Source organism: Serratia sp. AR11 (assembly GCF_056376275.1).
The window spans coordinates 4085331-4111687 of sequence record NZ_CM150739.1 but is presented as its reverse complement, the minus strand read 5'-3'; the positions used below and the strand labels follow the sequence as shown (position 1 = coordinate 4111687).

Here is a 26357-nt window from a genome sequence, read left to right as displayed (position 1 = left end):
TAGGCGTTGTGTGCGTTGCCTCTCATTTTTCAGGCTTGTTTTCTTGATTTGAGGTGTTTTTCTCGAGGGGGGTGACCGAGTCACGCAGGATCAATTCAGCGGAAAACATATTATTCTGCGGTGCCACAGTGGCAGCAGAGTTCAACTGCAGCGCCAAATTAGCCGCACGTCGCGCCATTTTCTCAATCGGATAATGCATGGTGGTCAATGACGGGTGAAGATATTTTGCCAGGGTCACGTCATCAAAGCCGACAATCGAGATAGCCTCCGGCAGTTTTATCTGCCGCTGGCGAAAGGTTCGCATCATACCGGCGGCCATCACGTCATTGAACGTCAGTGCGGCGGTAAAAGGGTGATCGCTTGCCAGGATCCTTTCTGCCGCTAATTCGCCCCCTTGCTCATTGAAGGGAACGCTGATGATCCAGCTACCCGGCACCGAGATCCCGGCATCATTCATGGCACTGCGATAGCCTTCCAGACGCTGTTTTCTGTCATCGATGGGTAAGTCCGTCGTGATACAGGCGATATTGCGGTGCCCGTGCCGAATCAGCATCTGGGTGGCGGCCTGAGAGGCGCTGACGTTGTCCAGCCAGATGCAGCGGTTGGCGATGGCAGGCAAATAGCGATTGATCACCACCATCGCCGGGGTGTGGGCGGCATAGCGTAAAACGTCGGCATCGCTCATCCGGGTCACGTGGGCGACGATGGCTTCACAGCCCTGATTGATCAGAAAATCGAGACCATTCTTCTCCAGTTCGGCCTGATGGCCGCCGCTGCAGACCATTAATTTTACGCCGTCTTTGCGCGTGACATCTTCGACTCCCCGTGCCAGACGCGAGAAAAAAGGGTCGTCGAGATTACCGGTCAACAGCCCCAGCATATTGCCGCTTCTTTTCGCCAGGGCCAGCGCGGCGGCATTGCGGTGATAGTTAAACTCGCGCATGGCTTTTTCAACCCGTTCGCGGGTGACCGGCTCCACATAGGCGGTGCTGTTGATCACCCGGCTGACGGTGGCCGTCGACACCCCTGCCCGGCGGGCAACATCTTTCATTGTGGCCATATCATTTCCTGCTTCAGGCTTGGGTGGCCCCTTTCTGTTGAAGGGGAAAAATTGAGCTGGGTCTGATGCTAACAGCGCTGCTATTATTCATCCATATTCGGATCTTGCGCCGACGAGTGTCGTTGCGTAAAGGCTGCCAGGGAGTTAAACGATGAAACCATACCGTTCAGGGGCATTTGCATCAGGCAAGAAGCTTTGTCAGGGGATCGCATTGGCGGGAGGCCTGCTGCTGCTGGCCGCCTGTGATGACGGCGGAAAAAAACCAACCGCAGCGCAGGCTGATGCCCAGGCCAGCAGTGTCACGCAGGCCAAACGGCCGGATGCCGCCGCGTTGGCGGCATTGGCGAAACGCGACGCCGGTAAGCCGCTGACGTTGCTTGATGCCTCCGAACTGCAACTCGACGGCGCCAGTGCCATGGTGCTGACGTTTTCTTTGCCGCTGGATCCGAGTCAGGATTTCGCCGCGCGAGCGCATCTGGTCGACAGCGTTAGCGGTAAAATCGACGGCGCCTGGGAGCTGTCAGATAACCTGATGGAACTGCGGCTGCGTCATCTGCAGCCCAACCGCAAGCTGGTGCTGACCCTCGAGAGCGCTCTGAAAGCGGTCAACGGTGCCGAACTGGGCAAACAGCAAGAACAGACTATTACCACCCGCGACATCAAACCGAGCGTCGGCTTTGCCGGCAAAGGCTCGCTGTTGCCGACCAAGCTGGCGCAGGGGCTGCCGGTGATGGCATTAAACGTCGATAACGTTGACGTTAACTTCTTCCGGGTGAAGGCCGATGCCTTACCTGCGTTCCTGGCAAACTGGGAATATCGCAATTCGCTCTCCAGTTGGGAGTCGGAAGAGCTGCTGAAAATGGCCGATCTGGTCTACAGCGGCCGCTTCGATCTCAACCCGCAGCGCAATACCCGCGAACGCCTGCTATTGCCGTTGAGTGGCATCGAGGCCTTACAGCAGCCGGGTGTCTACCTGGCGGTGATGCAACAGGCCGGGCATTACGGATATACCAACCCGGCGACCCTGTTCACTCTCAGTGATATCGGCGTTTCGCTGCACAGTTATCATGACCGTCTGGACGTGTTTACCCAGGCTCTGGATGGCGGCGCGGCATTGGGCGCGGTTGAACTGCGCCTGCTGGATGAAAAAGGTCAAACGCTGACCCAGGGCACCACCGATAAGCAAGGGCACGCCCAGTTGGTGAAAAGCGCCAAGGCGCGGCTGTTGCTGGCGACCCAACAGGGCCAGACCAGCATGATCGATCTGTCGATGCCGGCGCTGGATTTGGCTGAGTTCGATATTGCCGGGCCGGAAGGCTACAGCAAGCAATTCTTCGCCTTCGGCCCGCGTGATCTTTACCGCCCCGGCGAAACGCTGATCGTTAACGGGCTGCTGCGTGACGCCGACGGCAAACCGCTGCCGGCTCAGCCGGTGAAGGTGGATATCGTCAAACCGGACGATCAGGTGGCGCGTAGCTTTGTCTGGCAGCCGCAGGATGGCTTGTATCAATATCAGTACCCAATCCCTGAAGGCGGGCCGACCGGCAACTGGTCGCTGCGTTTCAATCTGGGCGATAACCAGCCGCGGCTTTACAACTTCAAGGTCGAGGATTTCCTGCCGGAACGCATGGCGCTAGACATTACCGCCGAGAAAACCCCGCTGCGCCCTGACGCACAGTTAGTGTTCGACGTCACCGGCCGCTATCTCTATGGTGCCCCGGCCTCGGGTAACCGTCTGCAGGGGCAGGTGTTCCTGCGGCCGCAGCGTGAGGCGGTCAGCAGCCTGCCGGGCTATGAGTTTGGTTCGGTGACGGAAGAAAGCCTGTCGCGCAATATGGATGAATTCGACCAGGCGCTGGATAACGCCGGCAAGGCGCAGGTGGCGGTGGACAGCAGTTGGGCAGAGGTAAAATCGCCGTTGAAAGCCATCTTGCAGGCCAGCCTGCTGGAGTCCGGTGGTCGCCCGGTGACGCGCCGCGCCGAACAGGCAATCTGGCCTGCCGATGCGCTGCCCGGCATTCGACCTTTGTTCAACAAACAACAGATTTATGATTATCGTAGCAACAGCTACCAGGCCCAGCCGGTGGTGGATGAAAACACCCAGGCCGGGTTTGATATTGTCTACGCCAATGCCGCTGGTGAAAAACTGGCCGTCAGCGGGCTGAAGGCTCGCCTGGTGCGTGAGCGTCGCGACTACTACTGGCAGTGGTCAGAAGGCGAAGGCTGGCAGTCGTTGTACGATAAGAAGGATCTGCCGCTGGCGGAACAGTCTATCGATATCGCCGCCAACGGCAGCACCAAGGTCAGTTTCCCGGTGGAGTGGGGCGCATATCGTATTGAGGTCGTGGATCCGCAGAGCAATCTGATCAGCAGCCTGCGTTTCTGGGCCGGTTACAGCTGGCAGGACAACACTAATGGCAGTGGGGCTGTACGTCCGGACCAGGTGAAGCTTAAGCTGGATAAACCGGCCTACCAACCGGGCGAGAAAGTGAAGCTGCATATCGAAGCGCCGGCCGCCGGCAAAGGCTATCTGCTGGTGGAATCCAGCGATGGTCCGCTGTGGTGGCAGGAACTGGATGTGCCGGCCAAGGGCGTTGATGTTGAAGTACCTATCAATCAGGAGTGGAAACGCCACGATCTGTACCTCAGCGCATTGGTGATCCGCCCGGGTGACAAGCAACAGCAGTCGACGCCGAAACGGGCGGTGGGGCTGTTGCATCTGCCGCTGGTGGATGAAGGACGCAAACTGGCACTGCAGCTGGACGCGCCGCAGCGTATGCGGCCGAACCAAATGCTGACGGTGAAGGTGAAGGCTGCCCACAGCAGCGGTAAACCGCCACAGCAAATCAACGTGCTGCTTTCCGCGGTGGACAGCGGCATCCTCAACATTACCAATTACGCGACGCCGGATCCGTATCAGGCCTTCTTTGGCCGCAAACGCTACAGCGCCGATCAGTACGATGTTTATGGTCAGCTGATTGAAGGCAAAGGGCGTTTGGCAAACCTGCGCTACGGCGGCGACGGTGATGACGAAGATGCGTTGTCGCGCGGCGGTAAAAAGCCGATCACCGCGGTTACCATTGTTGCCCAGCAGGCGCAGCCGGTTAAGCTGGATGCCAACGGCGAAGGCGAAATTCAGATTGCCATTCCTGACTTCAACGGTGAATTACGACTGATGGCGCAGGCGTGGAGCGATGAAGACTTCGGCAAGGCGGAAGGCAAGACCGTGGTTGCCGCACCGGTGGTGGCAGAGCTGGCGACGCCACGCTTCCTGGCCGGGGGCGACAGCACCCAATTGGCGCTGGATGTCAGCAACCTGTCCGGCCAGCCGCAGACATTAACCGTGAAACTGGCTTCCAGCGGGTTGGTGGCGCTGCAGGGGGCTGGCGAACAGCAGGTTAGCCTGGCCAACGGTGAGCGCACCACGCTGCAGATACCGGTGCAGGCGCTGGCGGGCTTTGGTCAGGGCGAGGTCGCGCTGACCCTCAGCGGTCTGGTGCTGCCGGGGGAAACGTTCAAGGACTATCAGCACAGTTGGAAGATTGGCGTAAGGCCTGCTTATCCAGCGCAAACCCGCCAGTTCGCCAGCGTGATCCACGCCGGTGAAAGTTGGAGTCTGCCGGCAGATGCCGCCGCTGGGCTGGTTCAGGCGACGACCGAAGGGCAACTGCTGTTGACCAGCCGTCCGCCAATCAACCTGGCGCGTTACATCAGCGAACTGTACGCCTATCCCTACGGCTGCCTGGAGCAGACGACCAGTGGGCTTTATCCGTCGCTGTATACCAACCGGGCGCAGCTCAGTGCGCTCGGGATTAAATCCGGCAGCGATGAAAGCCGCCGCAACAGTATCGACGTTGGCATCGAGCATCTGCTCAGCATGCAGCGCTATAACGGCGGTTTTGGTCTGTGGAGTCGCGACAGCCAGGAAGAGTTCTGGCTGACGGCCTACGCTACCGACTTCCTGTTCCGTGCCAGTGAACAGAATTACAGCGTCCCGACCGATGCGCTGACGGCGGCCAACAACCGGCTGCAGCGCTATTTGCAGGACCGTAGTCAGATTGACGTTGCTTCCACCCAGTATCCGGACCACACCCGTTTTGCGGTGCAGGCCTATGCCGGATTGGTATTGGCGCGTCAGCAACAGGCACCGCTCGGGGCATTGCGACAGCTGTTTGAGCGCCGTGCCGATGCTCGTTCGGGCCTGCCGCTGGTGCAACTTGGCGTAGCGCTGAAGCTGATGGGCGATATGCCGCGTGCCAATCAGGCTATTGAACAAGGGCTGGCAACGCAGCGCAATGCCAAGGATTACTGGTTGGAAGATTATGGCAGTCCACTGCGTGATGACGCGATGATCCTGGCGCTGCTGACCGAAAATAACCTGCTGCCGGCCGAGCGTGACCAGCGTTTGCTGACGCTCTCTGAACGTCTCAACGGTGAACGTTATCTGTCTACGCAGGAGAGCAATGCCCTGTTCCTGGCGGCGCGCAATCTGATTGGCAGTGCTGAAACGCCATGGCAGGCACAAACGGCGCAGGGCAAAACCCTGTCCGGCAGCCAGGCGCTGACGCAAAATCTGTCCGCTGAGCAGTTGGCGAACGGGTTGCAGCTCACCAATACCGGCAGCGGTACGCTGTACAGCCGGGTCGATTTGGTCGGTTATCCGCAGCAGGCGCCGGAGCCGCAGAGCAACGTGTTGAATATTCGCCGCGAATTCCTGGGGTTGGACGGCAAACCCGTGGATCTGACCCAACTGAAAAGCGGCCAGCTGATCCTGGTGCACCTGGACGTCTGGGCCGATAATCAGGTGCCGGACGCGCTGGTGGTGGATCTGCTGCCGGCCGGGCTGGAGCTGGAGAACCAAAATCTGGGGGACAGCAGCGCCAGCCTGGGCGAAAGCGCCAGTAGCGTGACCGAACTGCTGCAGGACATGCAGCAGGCCGATATCAAACATCAGGAGTTCCGTGACGATCGCTATGTGGCGGCGGTGAATATCGACGGCTACCGTCATACCACGCTGCTGTATCTGGCTCGGGCAGTGACGCCGGGCGCTTATCTGGTTCCGGCACCGCAGGTTGAGTCGATGTATGTGCCTGCCTGGCGTGCGCTGGGCGCGACACCACAGCGGCTTGAAATTGCCAAATGATCCTCTTTGCCCCGCCCCGGTGATTTAGCCGGTGGCGGGGCAAAGGGGTGATACCTTCCTGATGAATCGACTTCTTACTCATTTACGTCGCCGGGCAGCCATCTGGCTGCTGGCTATTTTGCTGCCGCCCGTTTTGCTGTGGTTGGCGGACCGGCTGTGGCCGTTGCCGCTGAAAGATGCCGAGATGGCACGAGTGGTGGTGGCGGAAGACGGTACCCCGCTGTGGCGCTATGCGGACAGTGACGGCGTATGGCGCTATCCGGTCAGTCTGCAGCAGGTCTCGCCCTATTATTTGCAGGCGCTGCTGACCTATGAAGACCGTTGGTTTTATCGGCACCCCGGCATCAATCCATTGTCGCTGGCCCGTGCTGCCTGGCAAGACCTGTGTAACGGGCAGATCGTTTCCGGCGGCAGCACGCTGTCGATGCAGGTAGCGCGCCTGATTGATCCCCATCCACGCACGCTGGGCGGCAAGTTACGCCAGGTGTGGCGTACCGCCCAGTTGGAATGGCATCTGTCGAAGGATCAAATCCTTGAAATCTACCTTAACCGGGCGCCGTACGGCGGCACGCTACAGGGGATTGGTGCGGCCAGCTGGACTTATCTGGGCAAACCGCCTTCGGCGCTGACGCGTGGTGAGGCGGCGTTGCTGGCAGTGTTGCCGCAGGCTCCCAGCCGTTTGCGGCCGGACCGCTACCCGGAACGGGCGCAGGCTGCGCGTGACAAGGTGCTGGAACGCCTGGCGTATTATCAGGTTTGGCCAGCGCAGCAGGTGGCCGAAATCCGGCAGGAAGCGTTGTGGCTGGCCCCGCGTCAGGTACCGCAGTTGGCCCCGTTACTGGCAAGGCGCATGACACAGGGTAATCGTAGCCAGGTGGTGACCACCACGCTGGACGCTACCTTGCAACGGCGGCTGGAAGAACTGGCTCGCGGCTGGAAGAGTCAACTGCCGGAAAAAACCTCGGTTGGCGTATTGGTGGTTGATCACACCAATATGAAAGTACGTGCCTACCTGGGCTCGCTGGATTTGAACGATAACAGCCGTTTTGGCCATGTCGACATGGTGGCTGCCTGGCGTTCGCCGGGCTCGACGTTAAAACCCTTTTTGTATGGTTTGGCGCTGGACGACGGCCTGATCCACGCCGAATCGCTGTTGCAGGACGTACCGCGCCGTTTTGGGGATTATCGGCCCGGTAATTTTGATACCGGTTTCCACGGCCCGGTCAGCGCCAGTGAAGCGTTGTCGCGTTCACTCAACCTGCCGGCGGTCCAGTTGCTGGAAGCCTACGGGCCGAAGCGTTTTGCCGCCAATCTCCGTAACGTGGGGGTTGAACTGCGGCTGCCGGCACACGCCGAACCCAGCCTGGCGCTGATCCTGGGCGGGGCCGGTGCCCGGCTGGATCAGTTGGTGGCCGGGTTCAGCGCGCTGGCTCGTCAGGGCCGGGTGGCACCGCTGCGCTTTACACCTCAGCAAGGAATTTACGATCGCCAGTTCATGTCGCCGGGCGCCGCCTGGATTGTACGGCGAATATTGGCGGGAGAGGCACGTCCATTGCCGGATGATGCATTGCCTGCCAGTGTGCCACTGGCGTGGAAGACCGGCACCAGTTACGGCTACCGCGACGCCTGGGCCATCGGCGTTAATGCGCGCTATACGATAGGCATTTGGGTGGGGCGACCGGACGGTACTCCGGTGGCCGGGCAGTTCGGCTTCGCTACCGCGGTGCCGCTGCTTAATCAGGTCAATAACCTGTTGCTGACCTCTTTACGCCAGCGTGGGGAAGGCATTCCGGCCGATCCGCGCCCCGCCAGCGTCAGCCGTGCGGTGATCTGCTGGCCGGGCGGCCAGCCACTGCCCGCGGGTGACAGCAATTGCCGCCAAAGACGCCTGAGCTGGACTCTCGACGGGACTATTCCGCCCACGCTGCCCGCACCGGGTCAGGAAAGTCTGCTGGGTAGCCAGCCGCTGATGTGGTTGAACGCGCGCGGATTGCGGGTTGCAGCGGATTGTCCGGGGGCGACACCGCGTCGGCTGGCCCTGTGGCCTACGCCGCTGGAGCCCTGGTTGCCTCCGGCGGAGCGTCGTGCGCAGCGCTTGCCGGCTATTGATCCGCAGTGCCCGCCGTTGCAGCAACAGGAAGCACCGCCGCTGTTGATGCTGGGCGTGCGTGACGGCGCGATACTGCGTCGCCTGCCGGGCAATAATACGCTGGATTTGCGGGTCAGCGCCCAGGGCGGCGGCGGACAGCGCTGGTGGTTCCTCAACGGCCAGTTGGTGGGGGAAGGGGAGTCGCTGCTACAGACGCTGACCCAACCTGGTCGCTATCAGCTCAGCGTGCTGGATGAGAGCGGTCAGGTGGCATTGCGCGAATTTAGCCTCGATTAAGGTAAGTTTTCATAACCTGTGCTCTGGGCCGCAAAGTGAAGAATAAAGATAATGATTTTTTAATGAAATGTTGATTTTCCCGTAGGCAAGCGTTGGCAGCACACATATAATCTGCGCCACTTGAGAAGGCCGGCACCCTGTTTGCAGACCGGCCTGTTTTGGAAGTTATACAGAGGCCATCATGACCGTAGAACGTACCTTTTCCATCATTAAACCAAACGCTGTAGCTAACAACGACATCGGCGCAATCTATGCTCGCTTTGAGCGTGCCGGTTTCAAAATCATCGCATCCAAAATGCTGCGTCTGACTCGCGAACAAGCCGAAGGCTTCTACGCTGAGCACAAAGGCCGCCCATTCTTCGATGGCCTGGTTGAGTTCATGACCTCTGGCCCGATCGTGGTTCAGGTTCTGGAAGCAGAAAACGCCGTACAGCGTAACCGTGACATCATGGGCGCAACCAACCCAGACAACGCACTGGCCGGCACCCTGCGTGCTGACTACGCGGACAGCTTCACTGCCAACGCCGTACACGGTTCTGACGCAGTAGAATCTGCACAGCGCGAAATCGCGTATTTCTTTAATGAGAGCGAAATCTGCTCACGTTAATTTGCTCGTAGCCTTTCAAGCTGTAGGCGGCGATATATTCGCCCCGATTGGCTCAGGCGCAGCATGCAGCGCCGCTACTCGAATTTTTCATTCATCGGCTGAAACAATAAAAATGCCCTGAATGTCTTTCAGACGTGGAAAGCTGCTACTAAAATTTGTACAATGCCGCGCCCCTGATGAGGCTTCTTGTCAGGGGCGCGCTTTTAGCGCCGTCACCGCAATTTATGCGGGTTGAACGACGCACTTACTTTCCACTCTTTCGCGCCGTAACGTGTAACAACGAGGCCAGAGATCAATTATGTTAGAACCCATCACGTCCGAGCACATCGTGTCTGAAAATAATTCGCTGACTACTCAATCCGTTAACGCGGAACAACCGGCTGTGGCCAAAATTAACCTGCTGGATTTGAACCGTCAGCAACTGCGTGAGTTTTTCGCCAAAATGGGCGAGAAACCCTTCCGTGCCGATCAGGTCATGAAGTGGATGTACCACTATTGCTGCGATGACTTTGAGCAGATGACCGACATTAACAAGGTCCTGCGCAATAAATTGCAGAGCGTCGCCGAGATCCGTGCGCCAGAAGTGGCGGAAGAACAACGCTCAGCCGATGGCACCATCAAATGGGCGATCAAAGTGGGCGATCAGCAGGTCGAAACCGTGTATATCCCGGACGGCGACCGTGCGACCCTGTGTGTCTCTTCCCAGGTGGGTTGTGCACTGGAATGCAAATTCTGTTCGACCGCGCAGCAAGGCTTTAACCGCAACCTGCGCGTGTCGGAAATCATTGGTCAGGTTTGGCGTGCGGCGAAAATTATCGGTGCGCTGAAAGTGACCGGCGAACGTCCGATCACCAACGTGGTGATGATGGGCATGGGTGAGCCGTTGCTCAATCTGAACAACGTGGTACCGGCGATGGAAATCATGCTGGACGACTTCGGTTTTGGCTTGTCCAAGCGTCGTGTGACCCTGTCTACTTCCGGCGTCGTGCCGGCACTGGACAAGTTGGGCGATATGATCGACGTTGCACTGGCAATCTCGCTGCATGCGCCGAACGACAAGATCCGCGACGACATCGTGCCGATCAACCGTAAATACAATATCGAGACCTTCCTGGCGGCGGTACGTCGCTACCTGGCAAAATCCAATGCCAACCAGGGGCGGGTAACGGTTGAGTACGTGATGCTGGACCACATCAACGACAGCACCGACGACGCGCACCAGCTGGCAGAAGTCCTGAAGGACACGCCATGCAAGATCAACCTGATCCCATGGAACCCGTTCCCGGGGGCACCTTACGGCCGCAGCTCCAACAGCCGGGTGGATCGTTTTTCCAAAGTGTTGATGGAATACGGCTTTACGACTATTGTTCGTAAAACCCGTGGTGATGATATCGATGCCGCCTGCGGGCAACTGGCGGGTGAAGTGATCGACCGTACCAAGCGTACCCTGAAAAAGAAAATGGCCGGGGAACCTATCTCTGTACGTGCGGTCTGAATCCTATAGCATGATTTTTTTGTTATCTTACAGTCTGTTATGTGAATGGACGTCAAGGTGACATCAGACAAGGAAATGAATGCAGGCATGAAGCTGACTCTGTGGGGAACGTTGCTGGCGGCTGGTTTACTGGCCGGCTGTTCCGGTTCAACGCCGGAAGAAAAAGACGCGCAGTCACAAGCGGGCCAGACGCGTTTGCAACTGGGTCTGGAATATCTCAAGCAGGGCGATTTACCCGCCGCGCGACAGAATCTGGAGAAAGCGGCAGACGCTGCCCCACAGGATTACCGTACCCAATTGGGCATGGCGCTTTATGAGCAGCGGATGGGCGAAAATAGCGCGGCCGAACAGCGTTATCAGCAAGCGCTCAAACTTGCGCCGAACAATGGCACCGTGCTGAATAATTACGGTGCGTTTCTTTGCAGTTTAGGGCAGTATGTACCGGCACAACAGCAGTTTAGCGCTGCGGCAGTAGCACCGGATTACGGTCAGGTTGCCGACAGCCTGGAAAACGCAGGTTACTGTTTTCTCAAGGCCGGACAGAACGATGAAGCACGTACCTTGTTTACGCGTGCCATGAAGATCGATCCGGACAAAGGCACTCCACTGTTGGTGGAGGCAGAAAAGCAATTTGGAGAAGGGAAGCGCGCACAGTCGCAACTTTTACTCGATAGTTATCAGCATGTTCTGCCGGCTAGCGCCGACAGCTTATGGTTACAGATTCGTTTCGCCGCGTTAGCCGGGCGCCAGGATAGCGTGCAACGCTATGGCAAGCAGTTATCGCGAAGTTTTCCACAATCCAAACAGTACCAGCAGTTCTTAGCTAATGAATACTGAAGCCTCCCAAGATAAAACTGTATCAATGACGACAGGCGAACGTCTGCGTCAGGCCCGTGAACAACTCGGGTTGAGTCAACAGGCCGTTGCAGAACGCCTGTGCCTCAAAATGTCTACCGTGCGCGATATCGAAGAAGACAATCTGTCCGCAGATTTGGCTTCAACCTTCGTGCGGGGTTATATCCGTTCCTACGCCAAGCTGGTGCGTTTGCCAGAGGATGAACTGCTGCCGATGCTGGCCAAGCAGGCTCCGTTGAAGGTTGCGAAAGTTGCACCAATGCAGAGTTTTTCATTGGGCAAGCGCCGCAAAAAACGCGATGGCTGGCTGATGAGCTTCACCTGGCTGATCGTTTTCGTGGTGGTTGGCCTGACCGGCGCCTGGTGGTGGCAAAACCACAAGGCCCAGCAGGAAGAGATCGTCACCATGGCCGATCAATCCTCTGCGCAGCTTTCACAAAACAATGAAGGCCAGTCAGTGCCGTTGACCGACAGCAATGCCGACAACAGCGCGCCTCTGGCTGACAATGGTTCCACGCCGGTAGATACCGGCGTTGCTCCACAGCAGTCTCAGACTCCGGCCGTTAGCGGCAGTGCAACCGCGCAGCAGCCTGCGGTGGTTTCACCAAGCCAGACGACGCTGCCTGAGACCACGCCTGCGGCTCCAACTGCGCCGTTACCAACTGCCGACGCGGGCGTGACTGCCCCGGCTGTTGATCCTAACGCGCTGGTTATGGAGTTCTCCGCCGATTGTTGGTTGCAGGTGAGTGATGCCAACGGTAAAACGTTGTACAGCGGCAGCCAGAAAAGCGGCGGCAAGCTGAGCCTGGCGGGTACCGCGCCGTACAAACTGACCATTGGCGCCCCGGCTGCAGTACAGATTCAATATCAAGGTAAGCCGGTTGATTTAAGCCGGTTTGTTAAGTCAAACCGTGTTGCTCGTCTGACCGTTGCCGCGCAGTAATTGCGCGGCCATTGTCGTTAAGTCAGGGCAACAATGGAGAGTAAGTAATGCATAACCAATCGCCCATCATCCGTCGAAAATCAACGCGAATTTACGTCGGCAATGTGCCTATTGGTGATGGTGCGCCGATTGCCGTGCAGTCGATGACTAACACCCGTACCACTGATGTTGAAGCAACGGTTAATCAGATCAAAGCGCTGGAGCGCGTGGGCGTTGATATCGTCCGCGTTTCAGTCCCCACCATGGATGCCGCCGAGGCGTTCAAACTGATCAAGCAGCAGGTTAACGTGCCGCTGGTCGCCGATATCCACTTCGATTACCGTATCGCGCTGCAGGTTGCCGAGTATGGCGTAGACTGCCTGCGTATCAATCCGGGCAATATCGGTAACGAGTCGCGTATCCGTTCAGTCGTAGACTGCGCGCGCGATAAAAACATCCCAATCCGTATCGGGGTGAATGGTGGTTCGCTGGAAAAAGACATCCAGGAAAAATACGGCGAGCCTACGCCGGAAGCGCTACTCGAATCCGCCATGCGCCACGTTGATATCCTTGACCGTCTCAACTTCGACCAGTTCAAAGTGAGCGTCAAGGCATCCGATGTGTTCCTGGCGGTGCAATCCTATCGTCTGTTGGCTGCACGTATCGATCAGCCGTTGCATCTGGGCATCACCGAAGCCGGTGGCGCACGCAGTGGCTCAGTGAAGTCGGCGATTGGTTTGGGGCTGCTGCTGTCGGAAGGCATCGGCGATACTCTGCGTATCTCATTGGCAGCCGATCCGGTGGAAGAAGTTAAGGTCGGTTTCGACATTCTGAAATCGCTGCGCATCCGCGCACGCGGCATTAACTTTATCGCGTGCCCGACCTGTTCACGTCAGGAATTTGACGTTATCGGAACGGTCAACGCATTGGAACAGCGTCTGGAAGACATCATCACGCCGATGGACATTTCGATTATCGGCTGTGTGGTCAATGGCCCGGGCGAAGCGTTGGTTTCCACGCTGGGCGTTACCGGTGGCCATAAAAAGAGCGGTTTCTACGAAGACGGTGTGCGCCAGAAAGAACGTTTCGACAACGAGCAGATGATTGACCAGCTGGAAGCCAAAATTCGCGCCAAGGCGTCGATGATGGATGAAAGCAATCGCATCGCGGTCAACCTGCTGGAAAAATAAGCATTACACCGATACGGCGGGCTTTTTAGCCCGCTTGTTTATGAACCCGGGAGCAGAACTCGGTATTCGCGTTGAATACGGGGCGGCAAAGTCCCTATAATCGGGTTCATTTTTTTAGACAACGGACAGAGAACTCACGTGGCAAAGAACATTCAAGCCATTCGCGGCATGAACGACTACCTGCCGGAAGAAACGGCATTATGGCAGCGTATTGAAGGCATCCTCAAGCAGGTGCTTAGCGGCTACGGTTACAGCGAAATCCGCTTGCCGATTGTAGAGCAGACCCCGTTATTCAAACGCGCGATCGGCGAAGTGACCGACGTCGTGGAAAAAGAGATGTATACCTTCGACGACCGCAACGGCGAAAGCCTGACGCTGCGTCCGGAAGGCACGGCTGGTTGCGTTCGCGCCGGCATCGAACATGGTCTGCTGTACAATCAGGAGCAGCGTCTGTGGTACGTCGGTCCGATGTTCCGCTACGAGCGCCCACAAAAAGGCCGCTATCGCCAGTTCCATCAACTGGGGGCCGAAGTGTTTGGCCTGCAGGGCCCGGATATTGACGCAGAGCTGATCCTGCTGAGCGCCCGCTGGTGGAAAGCGCTGGGGATCGCCGAGCACGTCAAGCTGGAGCTGAACTCCATCGGTTCACTGGAGGCGCGCGCCAACTACCGCGATGCTCTGGTGGCCTTCCTGGAACAGCATCAAGAGAAGCTGGACGAAGATTGCAAACGCCGTATGTACAGCAACCCGCTGCGCGTACTGGACTCGAAAAACCCGGAAGTGCAGGCGCTGTTGAACGACGCGCCACGCCTGTCCGAGTATCTGGATGCAGATTCCAAAGCCCACTTCGAAGGTCTGTGTGAACTTTTGGCGCAGGCAGGCATCCCATATACCATCAATGAACGCCTGGTGCGCGGTCTGGACTACTACAACCGCACGGTATTCGAATGGGTGACCACCAGTCTGGGCGCTCAGGGCACGGTGTGTGCCGGCGGTCGTTATGACGGCCTGGTAGAGCAACTGGGCGGGCGTGCAACGCCGGCGGTCGGTTTCGCCATGGGCCTGGAGCGCCTGGTGTTGCTGGTTCAGGCGGTTAACCCAGAGTTCAAGGCCGCGGCGACCATCGACGTGTATGTGATCTCCTCCGGTGCCGGTACTCAGAGTGCAGCAATGCAGCTGGCGGAGCGCGTGCGTGATGCGGCGCCACAGCTCAAACTGATGACCAACTACGGCGGTGGTAACTTTAAGAAGCAGATCACCCGTGCGGATAAGTGGGGCGCGCGCGTCGCCTTGATCCTGGGTGAGAACGAAGTCGCAGCCCAGCAGGTGGTGGTTAAGGACCTGCGCAGTGGTGAACAAGAAACGCTGGCGCAAAGCGAAGTCGCAGTGCGCCTGGCTCTGATGTTAGGTTAAGGAGAAGGACACCGTGGAAGTCTATACCACTGAAAACGAACAAGTCGACGCCGTGCGTCGGTTCTTTGCCGAAAATGGCAAAGCGCTGGCAGTGGGCGTGGTGCTCGGAATTGGTGCCCTGGTCGGCTGGCGTTACTGGCAGAGCCACGAAAACTCCAACATGATGGTTGCGTCCCAGTCCTATCAGGAAGCCAGCGATCGTCTGGCTAGCGGTAAGCCGGACGATGTAGCCGCCGCGGAGAAGTTTGCCCAGGCCAACAGCAACAGCTATGGCGTGCTGGCCTCCCTGGAGCTGGCGAAGCATTTTGTTGAACAAAATGAGTTTGCCAAAGCGAGCCAACAACTGGTGTTGGCTCAGGGCCAGACCAAAGACGAAAACATGCTTTCGATGATTAACCTGCGTCTGGCACGTGTCCAGCTGCAGGAGAAAAAGCTGGATGACGCGCTGAAAACGCTGGATGGCGTGAAAGGCGAAGGCTGGGCGGCGATGGCGCAAGATACGCGCGGCGACGTGTTGTTGGCTAAGAGTGACACCAAAGGTGCACGTGAAGCTTACAGTAAAGGCATTGAGTCTAACGCTTCTCAGGCGCTGCAGGTTCTGCTGCGCATGAAATTGAATAACTTGTCCAGCTAAGGGGAATTCCCATGCAATTGCGTAAAACACTCTTGGTCGGACTGGTTTCCGTTGCCTTGCTGAGTGGTTGCTCACTGTTCAACAGTGAAGAAGACGTGGTTACCATGTCGCCGCTGCCGAAAGTTGAAAATCAGTTCACGCCGAACAAGGCGTGGAGTACCTCGGTCGGTGACGGTGTTGGTGAGTTCTATTCTCACCTGCGTCCTGCTTTCCAGGACAACACTATTTACGCAGCCGATCGTCATGGCATCGTGAAAGCACTGGATGCCGATAACGGTAACGAAAAGTGGAAGGTTGATCTCTCTGAGAAAACCGGCTTCCTGTCCAGCAACCTGCCGGCACTGCTGTCGGGCGGTATGGCGGTCGCGGGCGACAAGGCTTATGTCGGCAGTGAGAAAGCCGTGGTTTACGCGCTCAATACCGCAGACGGTACCCTGGCCTGGCAGACCAAGGTGGCCGGCGAAGCGATTTCACGTCCGGTGATCAGCGACGGCATGGTGTTGATCCATACCACTAACGGCCTGCTGCAGGCGCTGAACGAATCTGACGGCGCGGTGAAGTGGACGGTTAACCTGGACATGCCTTCACTGTCGTTGCGCGGTGAGTCCGCACCGGCCGTTGCCTTTGGCGCAGCCATTGTTGGCGGTGATAACGGTCGCGTCAATGCCGTGCTGATGCAGCAAGGTCAGTTGATTTGGCAACAACGTATTTCCCAGCCAAGCGGCGCGACCGAAATCGATCGTTTGAACGATGTCGACACTACGCCGGTGATTGTTGAGGGCGTTGTCTACGCATTAGGTTACAATGGCAACCTGACGGCGCTGGATCTGCGTTCCGGCCAGATCATGTGGAAGCGTGAATTGGGCTCGGTGAACGACTTTATCGTTGATGCAGGTCGCATCTACCTTATCGATCAGAACGATCGCGTGGTGGCGTTGAGCACCGAAGGTGGCGTGACCGTATGGACGCAGAGCGATTTGCTGCACCGCAACCTGACTCCGCCGGTGATGTACAATGGTTTCTTGGTGACCGGTGACTCTGAAGGTTACCTGCACTGGATCAACACCACGGACGGCCGTTTTGTTGCTCAGCAGGAAGTGGATAGCTCCGGCTTCCTGTCAGCGCCGATGGTAGCTGGCGATAAGCTGGTCATCCAGGCGAAGGGCGGAAAAGTTTACGCTTTCACCCGCTAACGCCGCTCGTCGCACGGATTGCCAACGGCTCCTGAATGTTCAGGGGCCGTTTCGTATTTTTATAAGCTGCACTCCTGGTGTCTATCCATAGTGTAGTAACGCTTTGATTATTAAGTAATGAGGCTTCACAATGATACCTGTCGTCGCGCTAGTAGGGCGCCCGAATGTGGGTAAATCCACCTTGTTTAACCGTTTAACCCATACGCGCGATGCGCTGGTGGCGGATTTCCCCGGGCTAACGCGAGACCGCAAGTATGGTCGTGCTGAGGTTGAGGGTAATGAATTTATTATCGTCGATACCGGGGGCATTGACGGCACCGAAGATGGCGTTGAAACACGCATGGCCGGTCAGTCGCTGCTGGCGATCGAAGAAGCAGACATCGTGCTGTTTATGGTCGATGCTCGCGCCGGTCTGATGCCGGCCGATCTGGGCATTGCCCAGCATCTGCGCAACCGTCAGAAAGCCACCTTCCTGGTTGCCAACAAAACCGACGGTATGGATCCAGACATGGCCGCCGCCGATTTCTATTCGCTGGGCCTGGGCGACGTGCATCCGATCGCGGCTTCCCACGGTCGTGGCGTAGCGCAGTTGATCGAGCACGTACTGGTGCCGTTTGTCGGTGAAAAGCCGGAAGAAGTCGAGCTGACCGAAGAAGAGGCTAACGCCGCTTATTGGGCCGAGCAAGAAGGTGAAACCCTCGAAGGCGCAGACGAAGAGCCGGAAGACGACTTCAACCCGCAGGATCTGCCAATCAAGCTGGCTATCGTGGGTCGTCCTAACGTAGGTAAGTCCACACTGACTAACCGCATTCTCGGCGAAGATCGTGTCGTGGTCTACGACATGCCGGGCACGACCCGTGACAGCATCTATATCCCGATGGTCCGCGACGAGCGCGAATACGTGCTGATCGATACCGCCGGGGTACGTAAGCGCGGCAAGGTTACGGAAACCGTAGAGAAGTTCTCGGTAATCAAAACCCTGCAGGCGATTGAAGACGCCAACGTGGTGTTGCTGGTCGTGGATGCACGCGAAGGCATTTCCGATCAGGATCTCTCGCTGCTCGGCTTTATCCTCAATAGTGGGCGCTCACTGGTGATTGTCGTCAACAAGTGGGACGGCATGAGCGAGGAAGATCGCGATCACGTGAAAGAGATGCTCGATCTGCGTCTGGGCTTTGTCGATTTCGCCCGCATTCACTTTATCTCTGCCCTGCATGGTAGCGGCGTTGGCAACTTGTTCGTGTCGGTACTGGAAGCTTACGAGTGTGCGACCCGCCGCGTGAACACCTCAATGCTGACCAAAATCATGCAAATGGCTGCCGACGATCACCAACCGCCGTTGGTACGTGGCCGCCGCGTGAAGCTGAAATATGCGCACGCCGGTGGGTATAACCCGCCGATTGTGGTGATCCACGGCAACCAGGTGACCGATCTGTCCGATTCGTACAAACGCTACCTGATGAACTACTTCCGTCGTTCTCTGAAGGTGATGGGTACGCCGATCCGCATCCAGTTCAAAGAGGGTGAGAACCCGTTCGCCGGTAAGCGCAACCTGCTGACGCCGAACCAGATGCGCAAGCGTAAACGCCTGATGAGCCACCTGAAGAAAGGCTAATCATAAGAATGAGGGGCGCGGTATCACTACCGCGCCCCTTTTTTATTGGATCGAAATCGTTTTATTATCTGACTATTACCGCCGTTAGCCTGAAGGAACATCATGTCCTGGGAAACCTGGAGTTTTGCATTCAACGTCACCGTACCCAATCTGTTAATGATGTTGCTGGGCATATTGCTGCGCCACTGGCGCTTGATGGACGACCGTTTTATTGATGGCGCCACCAAGCTGGTGTTTAACCTGGCGCTGCCCTGTTTGTTGTTCTTCAGCATCGCCACCAACCACCCGCAGTTGCTGGGCAACCTGCCGCTGGTAATCTTTGGCGCTATTGGTACCGTGGTCACCTTCCTGCTGCTGGAAGTGGCGGCCATCTGGCTGGTTAAAGAGCCACGTGAGCGCGGTGTCTTTGTGCAGGGGGGCTTCCGTGCCAATACCGCTATTGTCGGCCTGGCCTATGCCATGACCGCTTACGGCAGTGAGGGCGTGGCGTTAGGGTCGCTGTACCTGACGGTGACGGTGATCCTGTTTAACATACTGTCAGTGATCACCCTCACGCGTAGCCTGCAGGGCGGGCAGGGCAAGAGGATCAGCCGTTTGTCGCTGTTGCGCAGTATTGTCACCAATCCGCTGATTATCGGCCTGGTGTGCGGACTGGCTTATGCCCAGACCGGTCTGGGAATACCTCAGGTGATCCGGCAGACCGGCAGCTATATCTCCGCACTGTCGTTGCCACTGGCCTTGCTGTGCACCGGCGCCAGTTTAGACCTGCGCGCCATGTTTCGTTCGTCCAACGTGGCGGCGCTGTCCTCTTCGGCCAAGCTGTTTGTCGTGCCAGTGATAATGACGCTGAGTGGCTGGCTGTGCGGTTTTCACGGCGCGGCGTTGGGGATTATTTTCCTGTTCTCGGCCACGCCAACGGCTTCTGGCAGCTATGTGATGACGCGTGCGATGGGGGGGAACGCCACGCTGGCGGCGAATATTATCGCCATCACCACCGTCGGCTCGTTTTTCACTACCGCGTTGGGCATCTATTTCTTACGCTCATGGGGCGTGATTTAACCAGGGAGTGACTATGGAAGCGCAGTGTCCGCAATGCGATCAAACGATGGAGTGGGTGAATGGTCACTACCATTGCCCCGCCTGTAACAGCGATTATCAGCAGTTGGCCCACTGCCCGGATTGCGGGCAGCCGTTACAAGAACTCAAGGCCTGCGGAGCGGTGGACTACCTGTGCCAGAACGGCCATGGGTTGATATCCAAAAAGCGGGTGTTATTCAGTTATCAGCCGTTGTAAGCGTTCACTCATCCACCTGACCGGTTTTCCACAGGTCGATCAACGCCTGCGGGGCGCTGGTTTCCGGGATCAGCAGTACGATTTCGCTGCGTAAAGTTTGGCTGTAATAGCTGATCTGCACGCGAAAATAACGTTGGTCACCGCAGCCGGGAGAGTCCGGTTGCCCCTCTTCCTGGGCGTAGGGCAGCGTCTGGTTCAATAGTTGATTCAGGCGCTGCCGTTGTTCTGGAGTAATGTCGGCCAGCGCAATGCGCCGCTGGCCCGCCAGTTTGGGAATAAAGGCGAAGCCGCCTTCACGCGCCAGCTCAATGACCGTGTCCTGATTGAGTGCCGGCAAGGGTTTCATTACTCTACCCCTACCTGATGCCAGGCCTGCTGTACCTTATCCGCCACTTTACTGTCGAAGCGCTGTTTGGCATGTTTCACTGTGGTACGGGCAAAGGTGGCGAAGTCAGAGTCCTGCGGCAGTGTCTTGTCGCAAAGCGTGTCGTACCAGATGTAACCGGCTTTCTCCCAGGCAAAGCCGCCCAGAGCCGTGGCCGCCAGATAGAAGGCGCGGTTGGGAATGCCGGAGTTGAGGTGGACGCCGCCGTTATCCTCTTTGGTCTGAATGTAGTCTTTCATGTCGGCAGGCTGCGGATCTTTCCCCAGCAGCGGATCGTCGTAGGCGGTACCGGGTGCCGACATCGAACGCAGGCCCTTGCCGTTGATGCCTTTCGCCAGCAGGCCTTCGCCAATCAGCCAGTCGGCCTTATCCGCGGTTTGCTTGAGGTGGAACTGTTTGACCAGAGAACCGAACACGTCAGACAGCGACTCATTCAGCGCACCGGCCTGTTGGAAGTAAATTAGTCCGGCCTCGCTTTCGGTGACGCCGTGTGCCAGTTCGTGGCCGACTACGTCGATGGCGATGGTAAAACGGTTAAAGATTTCGCCGTCACCGTCGCCGAAAACCATTTGCTGGCCGTTCCAAAAGGCGTTCTGGTATTCCTTGCCGTAATGCACGCTGCCGGTCAGCGGCAGGCCTTGATTGTCCAGCGAGTTGCGTTTGAATGCCTGCCAGAAGAAATCGTAGGTGACGCCGAGATAGTCATAGGCTTCATCCACCGCCACGTCATGATTACTGGCCTGGCCCTCATTACGCACCTGTTTACCCGGCAGTTGGGTGCCGTTTTCGGCATCAAAAATATCGCGGATGACTTCGCCACCGGTCGAGGTTTTCGCCCCGGGGGCGCGTAACGGCTTATTGCCGAGCAGGCTTTGAACGTGGTTCAGGGTGTGTAATGCGCAGTCGCGCTGCGGCAGGCTGCCGTGCTCAATGATCCGACGCAGCATATAAGGGGGAATGACCGAACGCGCTGTCAGGGTCGGCATAGTGGCTCTCCTTGAATAAAGATTCCGCCACTAAGTGTAGTTCAGACATCGTAAAGACGGTGATCGTGAGTGCTGACCGCCGGGCTGGTTTTATGGGGGCTGACGCGTTTGACCGAGGCGCGGACCGCCAGCTTGCCATGCAGCAGCAGGTTGCACGGGGGCGCATCGGCGCGCAGCATGCGGCGTTGCAGTAGCTGAATGGCCTCATAGCCCAACTCGTCGCGCGGCACATGTACCGAGGTGAGCGGCACGTCATGAATTTCTGCCAGATTAAAACCGTCGGTGCTCATCACCGAAATATCGCCTGGCACGCTCAACTGCAATTTGTTGAGTGCCTTGACCGCGCCGACCGCCATATAGTCGCCACCGGCAAGAATGGCCGTCGGCAGTTGTGAGCGCTGACTGACCCGGTTGATAAAGGTGGTGAGTGCCTGTTCGGCCTCTTCGCTACCGAAACCGGAGGTGGTGACCAGATGGCGACCCTCGTCAAAGGCGATGTTGTGCCGCGCATAGGCTTGCTTGATGCCCGCCAGCCGCAGCTCCATAGTGTGCCGACGCAGGCACTGCAGGTTCAGAATATGGCTGTGCCCCTGCTGGATCAGATAGTTGGCGGAGAATTCGCCAATCAGTTGATGATCGGGCGACACGCTATCGAGCCGCATCTGCCGGTCGCTGCAGTTAATCAGCACGCAGGGTTTATTCAGATCGGCGGCTAACTGGTGAATATGCTCGTCATCGATACCGATAATCAGCGCCGCCTGGGTCTGCGGATCGCTCATCTTTTCCAGAAACAGTGCGCCGTCACTGTGCAGTTCCTCAAGCCCGCAATAGCGAATACGCACCTCATGTTCCGCCAGCGCAGCGGTGATGCCCTGGATCACCTTGTAGTAAAAAATATCGGTACGTACGTCAAAGGCGCGTTGTGGCGCGAAGACCATCACGCTGTTCAACATCAGTCGACCGCTGGAAATCCCCTGCAGGATGCCGTTCTGTTGGGCGCAGGCCAAGACCTTTTGGCGCGCCTCGACGCTGGTATTGGATTTGCCGGCTAAAACGCGTGAAACGGTGCTGATCGACAACCCGGTTTGGTGGGCGATCTCCTGTATTTTCAGCTTTCCGTTCATTCTGTGATCTCCTTCAAATTTGGCAATGAAAATATTTTCACTGCATTTTTTCAGCGTACTGTCAGGCTTAGGTGGCCATTATGGCGAGCTTTTATCCTTCGTATGAAAATTTTTGCAAAAAACCACGTTTCGCTCACGCTTCCGGCTGGCTAGTCTGAATTGGTATACCAACTTTATAGATTTATCAGTCCAATTAATGGGCTGAATTATAAATAAAATGAAAATAAATCATGTGGTTGTGAAGGACGTGCGCCTGCTTCTGGGAAGCATAATGCAATTTAACACCACCCATACCTTCGCTAACCAAACGTACCCTACCAAAAAGCGCGCTGTGTCACCGGGCAGCCGTCGTGGAGAGAAGACAGATGAGTGTGGAAATTAATCAAAGGGTCGTCGACAGCGGCCGGCGTAAATTTAAATCACTGCGCTGGTGGATGCTGGCGCTGTTTCTGCTGGGTGTCACGGTTAACTACATCACTCGTAACTCGCTGGGCATCCTGGCGCCGGAGCTGAAAACCAGCCTGAACATGACCACCGAGCAGTATTCCTGGGTGGTTGCGTCGTTCCAACTGGCCTATACGGTGTTTCAGCCGATCTGCGGTTGGCTGATCGATGTGATTGGCCTGAAGATGGGGTTCCTGATCTGCGCCAGCATCTGGGCGGTGGTTTGCATGATGCATGCCGGGGCCGGCACCTGGGTGCAGTTGGCGATCCTGCGCTTTTTTATGGGCGGGGCAGAAGCGGCGGCTACGCCGGCCAACGCCAAGGCGATTTCCGACTGGTTCCCGAAGAAGGAACGGCCCATCGCCGCCGGTTGGGCGGGCGTCGGGTTTTCTATTGGCGCCATGCTGGCACCGCCGATCATCGTTATTGCCCACGTCTCCTTTGGCTGGCAGGGCGCTTTCCTGTTTTCCGGCGCGCTGGCGCTGCTCTGGGTGGTGCTGTGGTGGCGGTTCTACCACTCGCCGCAGCAGCACCCCAATCTGAGCCAGCAGGAGCTGGATCTGATCCGCGAAGACAACGAGCCGGAGTTACCCCGACTGCCTTTCCTCAAGTCGCTGGCCATTCTCTGCCGCAACAAAAAGTTCTACGGCATTGCCATTCCGGCCTTTCTCGCCGAGCCGGCCTGGGCGGTATTCAGTTTCTGGGTGCCGCTGTATTTGGCCACCGAACGCGGCATGGATTTAAAACACATCGCCATGTTTGCCTGGCTGCCGTTTTTGGCGGCGGACATCGGCAGCGTCGCCAGCGGCTATCTCACCACTTTGTACCGTAAATGGTTCGGCTGCAGCCGCGTCAACTCGGTGGTTGCCAGCTCGGTCACCGGCGCATTCATGATGGTCTCGCTGGCGTTCGTCGCGATCACCAAAGATCCCTATGTGGCGATCGCTCTGATCTCGATCGGCGGTTTCGGCCATCAGGTGATCTCCTGCATGCTCAGCGCGCTGGTGGTGGAATCATTCGATAAAAATCAGGTAGCGACGGTCAACGGTATGCGCGGCTCCAGCGCCTGGATCGCCAGCTTCCTGTTCACGCTGCTGATCGGCGCGGTCTCCGATACCGTCGGTTTCAACCCGCTGTTTATCGCCATGGGCTTCTTCGACCTGATCGGCGCCGTATTCCTGATTGCCTTGATCGCCGAACGCGGCGGTAAAAAAACACTTAATAGTTAAGTTGGATGCCTATGAAAACCTTAAAAAATTGGACGTTGGCCGGTCAGTCTGCCGATCGCATTGAGCTGTTGGTCGATGAACGTCACCTATTCTGTCTTTACGTGCTGGAAAACAGCCTGTTCCGCGTGTTGATTAAACGCAATGGCGAGTTGGCGCTGGATCGCACCTGGAGCATTGCGCCGCAGACTGATGTGCCCTGGGAAGGGCGTGATCGCTTGAGCGTGGCCGGCTTCGGCCTGCCGGGTTATCAGTTGCAGCAACATGAGGATCGGCTGGTGGTGACGACGTCTGCACTGCGCGTGACCGTGCATCAGCCGCTGTGGCTGGAGTGGGAGCACTGCAACGCCGCGGGTGAATGGCGTCCTCTGGCCGCCGATCGGCCAACCAGCGCTTACCTGCTGAACCCGCACGGTGACGGCGTGGCCCACTACCAGCGCCGTCAGGCCGCCGAGCGGTACTATGGCCTGGGTGAGAAGGCCGGTGATTTGGAGCGCAGCGGTCGCCGCTTTGAAATGCGCAACCTGGACGCGATGGGTTACAACGCCGCCAGCACCGATCCGCTGTACAAGCACATTCCTTTCACCATCACCCGTGGGGAAGAGGCCAGTTTCGGGCTGTTTTACGACAACCTGAGCAGTTGCTGGCTGGATCTGGGCAATGAGATCGATAACTACCATCTGGCCTATCGCCGCTATCAGGCCGAAGCGGGAGATCTGGATTATTACCTGTTCCTCGGCCCCAAAGTGCTGGACGTGACCAAGGCGTTTGTACGCCTGACCGGCAAGACTCACTTCGGCCCGAAATGGAGCCTGGGCTACAGCGGTTCCACCATGCATTACACCGATGCGCCGGACGCCCAGCAGCAGCTACAGCAGTTTATTCAGCTCTGTCGCCAGCATGATATTCCCTGCGACTCGTTCCAACTGTCGTCGGGTTATACCTCGATCGGCAACAAGCGCTATGTATTCAACTGGAACTACGACAAGGTGCCGCAGCCCAAGCAGTTGAGCCAGGCATTTCACGACGCCGGGTTAAAGTTGGCGGCCAACATCAAGCCGTGCCTGTTGCAGGATCATCCGCAGTATCAGCAGGCGGCGGAGCAGGGGTTGTTTATCCGGGATTCCGAAAGTGACCGGCCGGAGCGCTCCAGCTTTTGGGACGACGAAGGCTCGCACCTCGACTTCACCAATCCGGCGGCGGTGCAATGGTGGCAACAGGGCGTGACGCAGCAGCTGCTGGAGATGGGCATTGATTCCACCTGGAATGACAATAACGAATACGAAGTGTGGGACGGAGAGGCGCGTTGCCACGGTTTTGGCACGCCTATCGCCATCAAGCACATTCGCCCGGTGATGCCGTTACTGATGATGCGCGCTTCAATGGAGGCTCAGCAACGCTTTGCTCCCGAGCTGCGGCCTTACCTGATCTCGCGTTCAGGTTGCGCCGGTATGCAGCGCTATGTGCAGACCTGGAGCGGCGACAACCGCACCAACTGGCAGACTTTGCGTTACAACATCCGTATGGGGTTGGGCATGAGCCTGTCTGGCCTGTATAACCTGGGGCACGACGTCGGCGGTTTCTCCGGTGACAAGCCGGACGCTGAACTCCTGGTGCGCTGGGTGCAAAACGGCGTGATGCATCCGCGTTTCACCATTCACTCCTGGAACGATGACGCCACGGTGAATGAACCCTGGATGTATCCGGCCGCTACCCCGGCGGTACGCGAGGCGATTAACCTGCGTTACCGGCTGATGCCGTATTTTTACACCCTGCTGTGGCAGGCCAATGCCGACGACGAGCCGATGCTGCGCCCGACCTTCCTCGACCATGAGCATGACGAGCAGACCCTGAAAGAAACCGATGATTTTATGATTGGTCGCGATCTGCTGGTGGCCAGCGTAGTGGAGCAGGGGCAACGCCAGCGGCCGGTGTATCTGCCGGATAACGGCGATGGTTGGTATTGCTTCTACAGCGGCCAGTGGTTCAGTGGCGGCCAGACGGTGATGCTGAAAGCCCCGCTGGAGCGCTTGCCGCTGCTGGTGCGTGCCGGTGCGGCATTGCCGTTGTCATCCCGCCTGGCGCATGTTGACGTAACGGCGGACGATCGACGTGAGCTTAAGTTGTACCCGCTAAAAGGCTGTGGCAGCGCTTCTGGGCTGTTATTTGAAGACGACGGCGAGAGTTATGGCTGGCAGCAGGGCGACGCGCTGTGGCTGCGCTGGGAGATGCTCAGTGACAATCAGCGCATCATGCTGAACATCACCACCGAGGGCCGCTTTAAACCGGCATGGCGAACCATCACCTTCAGCTTGCCTGCCGGAGAAACGCGTGAGTTGTGGATCAACGGCGCGCCCGGCAACAGTTTTACGCTGGAATAAGCGG

At 57.6% G+C, this 26357-nt stretch carries 19 protein-coding genes; 15 read left to right on the top strand and 4 right to left on the bottom strand.

Annotated features, from left to right (window positions below; translation table 11 throughout):
* Positions 1-22: 22 nt before the first annotated feature.
* Positions 23-1060: a LacI family DNA-binding transcriptional regulator gene (locus ACSOSI_RS19315; RefSeq protein WP_017893690.1), complete on the bottom strand. Its 1038-nt coding sequence runs from the start codon at positions 1058-1060 to the stop codon at positions 23-25.
* Between the two features lie 151 nt (positions 1061-1211).
* On the opposite strand from ACSOSI_RS19315, the gene ACSOSI_RS19310 reads away from it, so the two are divergent.
* The 13 genes from ACSOSI_RS19310 to ACSOSI_RS19250 all read left to right on the top strand — a co-directional run bounded on the left by ACSOSI_RS19310 (position 1212) and on the right by ACSOSI_RS19250 (position 19807).
* Positions 1212-6203 carry an alpha-2-macroglobulin family protein gene (locus tag ACSOSI_RS19310; RefSeq protein WP_476705971.1) on the top strand — a complete coding sequence of 1664 codons (4992 nt, stop codon included), beginning with the start codon at positions 1212-1214 and terminating at the stop codon, positions 6201-6203.
* Positions 6204-6264: 61 nt separating this feature from the next.
* On the top strand, positions 6265-8589 hold the full coding sequence (gene pbpC, locus ACSOSI_RS19305) for a peptidoglycan glycosyltransferase PbpC (protein ID WP_476705970.1): 2325 nt from the start codon (positions 6265-6267) through the stop codon (positions 8587-8589).
* 181 nt (positions 8590-8770) lie between these two features.
* Positions 8771-9196: a nucleoside-diphosphate kinase gene (gene ndk, locus ACSOSI_RS19300; protein WP_012146321.1), complete on the top strand. Its 426-nt coding sequence runs from the start codon at positions 8771-8773 to the stop codon at positions 9194-9196.
* Positions 9197-9494: 298 nt separating this feature from the next.
* Complete coding sequence (rlmN, locus tag ACSOSI_RS19295; RefSeq protein WP_012146320.1) at positions 9495-10691, top strand: dual-specificity RNA methyltransferase RlmN; 1197 nt, start codon at positions 9495-9497, stop codon at positions 10689-10691.
* Positions 10692-10778: 87 nt separating this feature from the next.
* Complete coding sequence (gene pilW, locus ACSOSI_RS19290) at positions 10779-11528, top strand: type IV pilus biogenesis/stability protein PilW (RefSeq protein WP_476705969.1); 750 nt, start codon at positions 10779-10781, stop codon at positions 11526-11528.
* A complete protein-coding gene (gene rodZ, locus ACSOSI_RS19285; RefSeq protein WP_012146318.1) occupies positions 11518-12489 on the top strand; it encodes a cytoskeleton protein RodZ in 972 nt (323 codons plus the stop codon). The genes pilW and rodZ overlap by 11 nt, the downstream gene beginning before the upstream one ends.
* A gap of 47 nt (positions 12490-12536) precedes the next feature.
* Entirely contained in the window at positions 12537-13658 is a 1122-nt protein-coding gene (gene ispG, locus ACSOSI_RS19280) for a flavodoxin-dependent (E)-4-hydroxy-3-methylbut-2-enyl-diphosphate synthase (RefSeq protein ID WP_012146317.1), read from the top strand.
* A 138-nt stretch (positions 13659-13796) separates the two neighbouring features.
* Positions 13797-15071, top strand: coding sequence for a histidine--tRNA ligase (hisS, locus tag ACSOSI_RS19275; RefSeq protein WP_017893685.1), 1275 nt, complete (start codon positions 13797-13799; stop codon positions 15069-15071).
* Positions 15072-15084: 13 nt separating this feature from the next.
* Positions 15085-15705, top strand: a complete 621-nt coding sequence (locus tag ACSOSI_RS19270) for a YfgM family protein (RefSeq protein ID WP_476705968.1) — start codon at positions 15085-15087, stop codon at positions 15703-15705.
* 11 nt (positions 15706-15716) lie between these two features.
* The gene (gene bamB / locus ACSOSI_RS19265) at positions 15717-16898 is read left to right on the top strand and encodes an outer membrane protein assembly factor BamB (RefSeq protein ID WP_261408554.1); all 1182 of its coding nucleotides are present in this window, start codon (positions 15717-15719) and stop codon (positions 16896-16898) included.
* Between the two features lie 130 nt (positions 16899-17028).
* On the top strand, positions 17029-18513 hold the full coding sequence (der, locus tag ACSOSI_RS19260; protein WP_112363243.1) for a ribosome biogenesis GTPase Der: 1485 nt from the start codon (positions 17029-17031) through the stop codon (positions 18511-18513).
* A gap of 102 nt (positions 18514-18615) precedes the next feature.
* Complete coding sequence (locus tag ACSOSI_RS19255; RefSeq protein WP_012146312.1) at positions 18616-19572, top strand: AEC family transporter; 957 nt, start codon at positions 18616-18618, stop codon at positions 19570-19572.
* 13 nt (positions 19573-19585) lie between these two features.
* Positions 19586-19807 carry a zinc ribbon domain-containing protein gene (locus ACSOSI_RS19250; protein WP_261408555.1) on the top strand — a complete coding sequence of 74 codons (222 nt, stop codon included), beginning with the start codon at positions 19586-19588 and terminating at the stop codon, positions 19805-19807.
* A gap of 4 nt (positions 19808-19811) precedes the next feature.
* On the opposite strand, the gene ACSOSI_RS19245 is transcribed toward ACSOSI_RS19250, so the two are convergent.
* Genes ACSOSI_RS19245 through ACSOSI_RS19235 form a run of 3 tightly spaced genes read right to left on the bottom strand, consistent with a single transcriptional unit; the run spans position 19812 to position 22302 of the window.
* Positions 19812-20153: a protealysin inhibitor emfourin gene (locus tag ACSOSI_RS19245; protein ID WP_017893681.1), complete on the bottom strand. Its 342-nt coding sequence runs from the start codon at positions 20151-20153 to the stop codon at positions 19812-19814.
* Positions 20153-21178 (bottom strand): M4 family metallopeptidase, encoded by a 1026-nt coding sequence (locus tag ACSOSI_RS19240; protein WP_476705967.1) that lies wholly within the window; start codon positions 21176-21178, stop codon positions 20153-20155. Before ACSOSI_RS19240 ends, ACSOSI_RS19245 begins: the two co-directional genes overlap by 1 nt.
* A 41-nt stretch (positions 21179-21219) precedes the next feature.
* A complete protein-coding gene (locus ACSOSI_RS19235) occupies positions 21220-22302 on the bottom strand; it encodes a LacI family DNA-binding transcriptional regulator (RefSeq protein ID WP_012146308.1) in 1083 nt (360 codons plus the stop codon).
* A gap of 365 nt (positions 22303-22667) precedes the next feature.
* Between ACSOSI_RS19235 and ACSOSI_RS19230 the strand changes: the two genes are divergently transcribed.
* Together ACSOSI_RS19230 and ACSOSI_RS19225 are read left to right on the top strand one after the other, a co-directional pair.
* Positions 22668-23975, top strand: coding sequence for an MFS transporter (locus ACSOSI_RS19230; protein WP_012146307.1), 1308 nt, complete (start codon positions 22668-22670; stop codon positions 23973-23975).
* Between the two features lie 11 nt (positions 23976-23986).
* Complete coding sequence (locus tag ACSOSI_RS19225) at positions 23987-26353, top strand: glycoside hydrolase family 31 protein (RefSeq protein WP_476705966.1); 2367 nt, start codon at positions 23987-23989, stop codon at positions 26351-26353.
* Positions 26354-26357 lie beyond the last annotated feature (4 nt).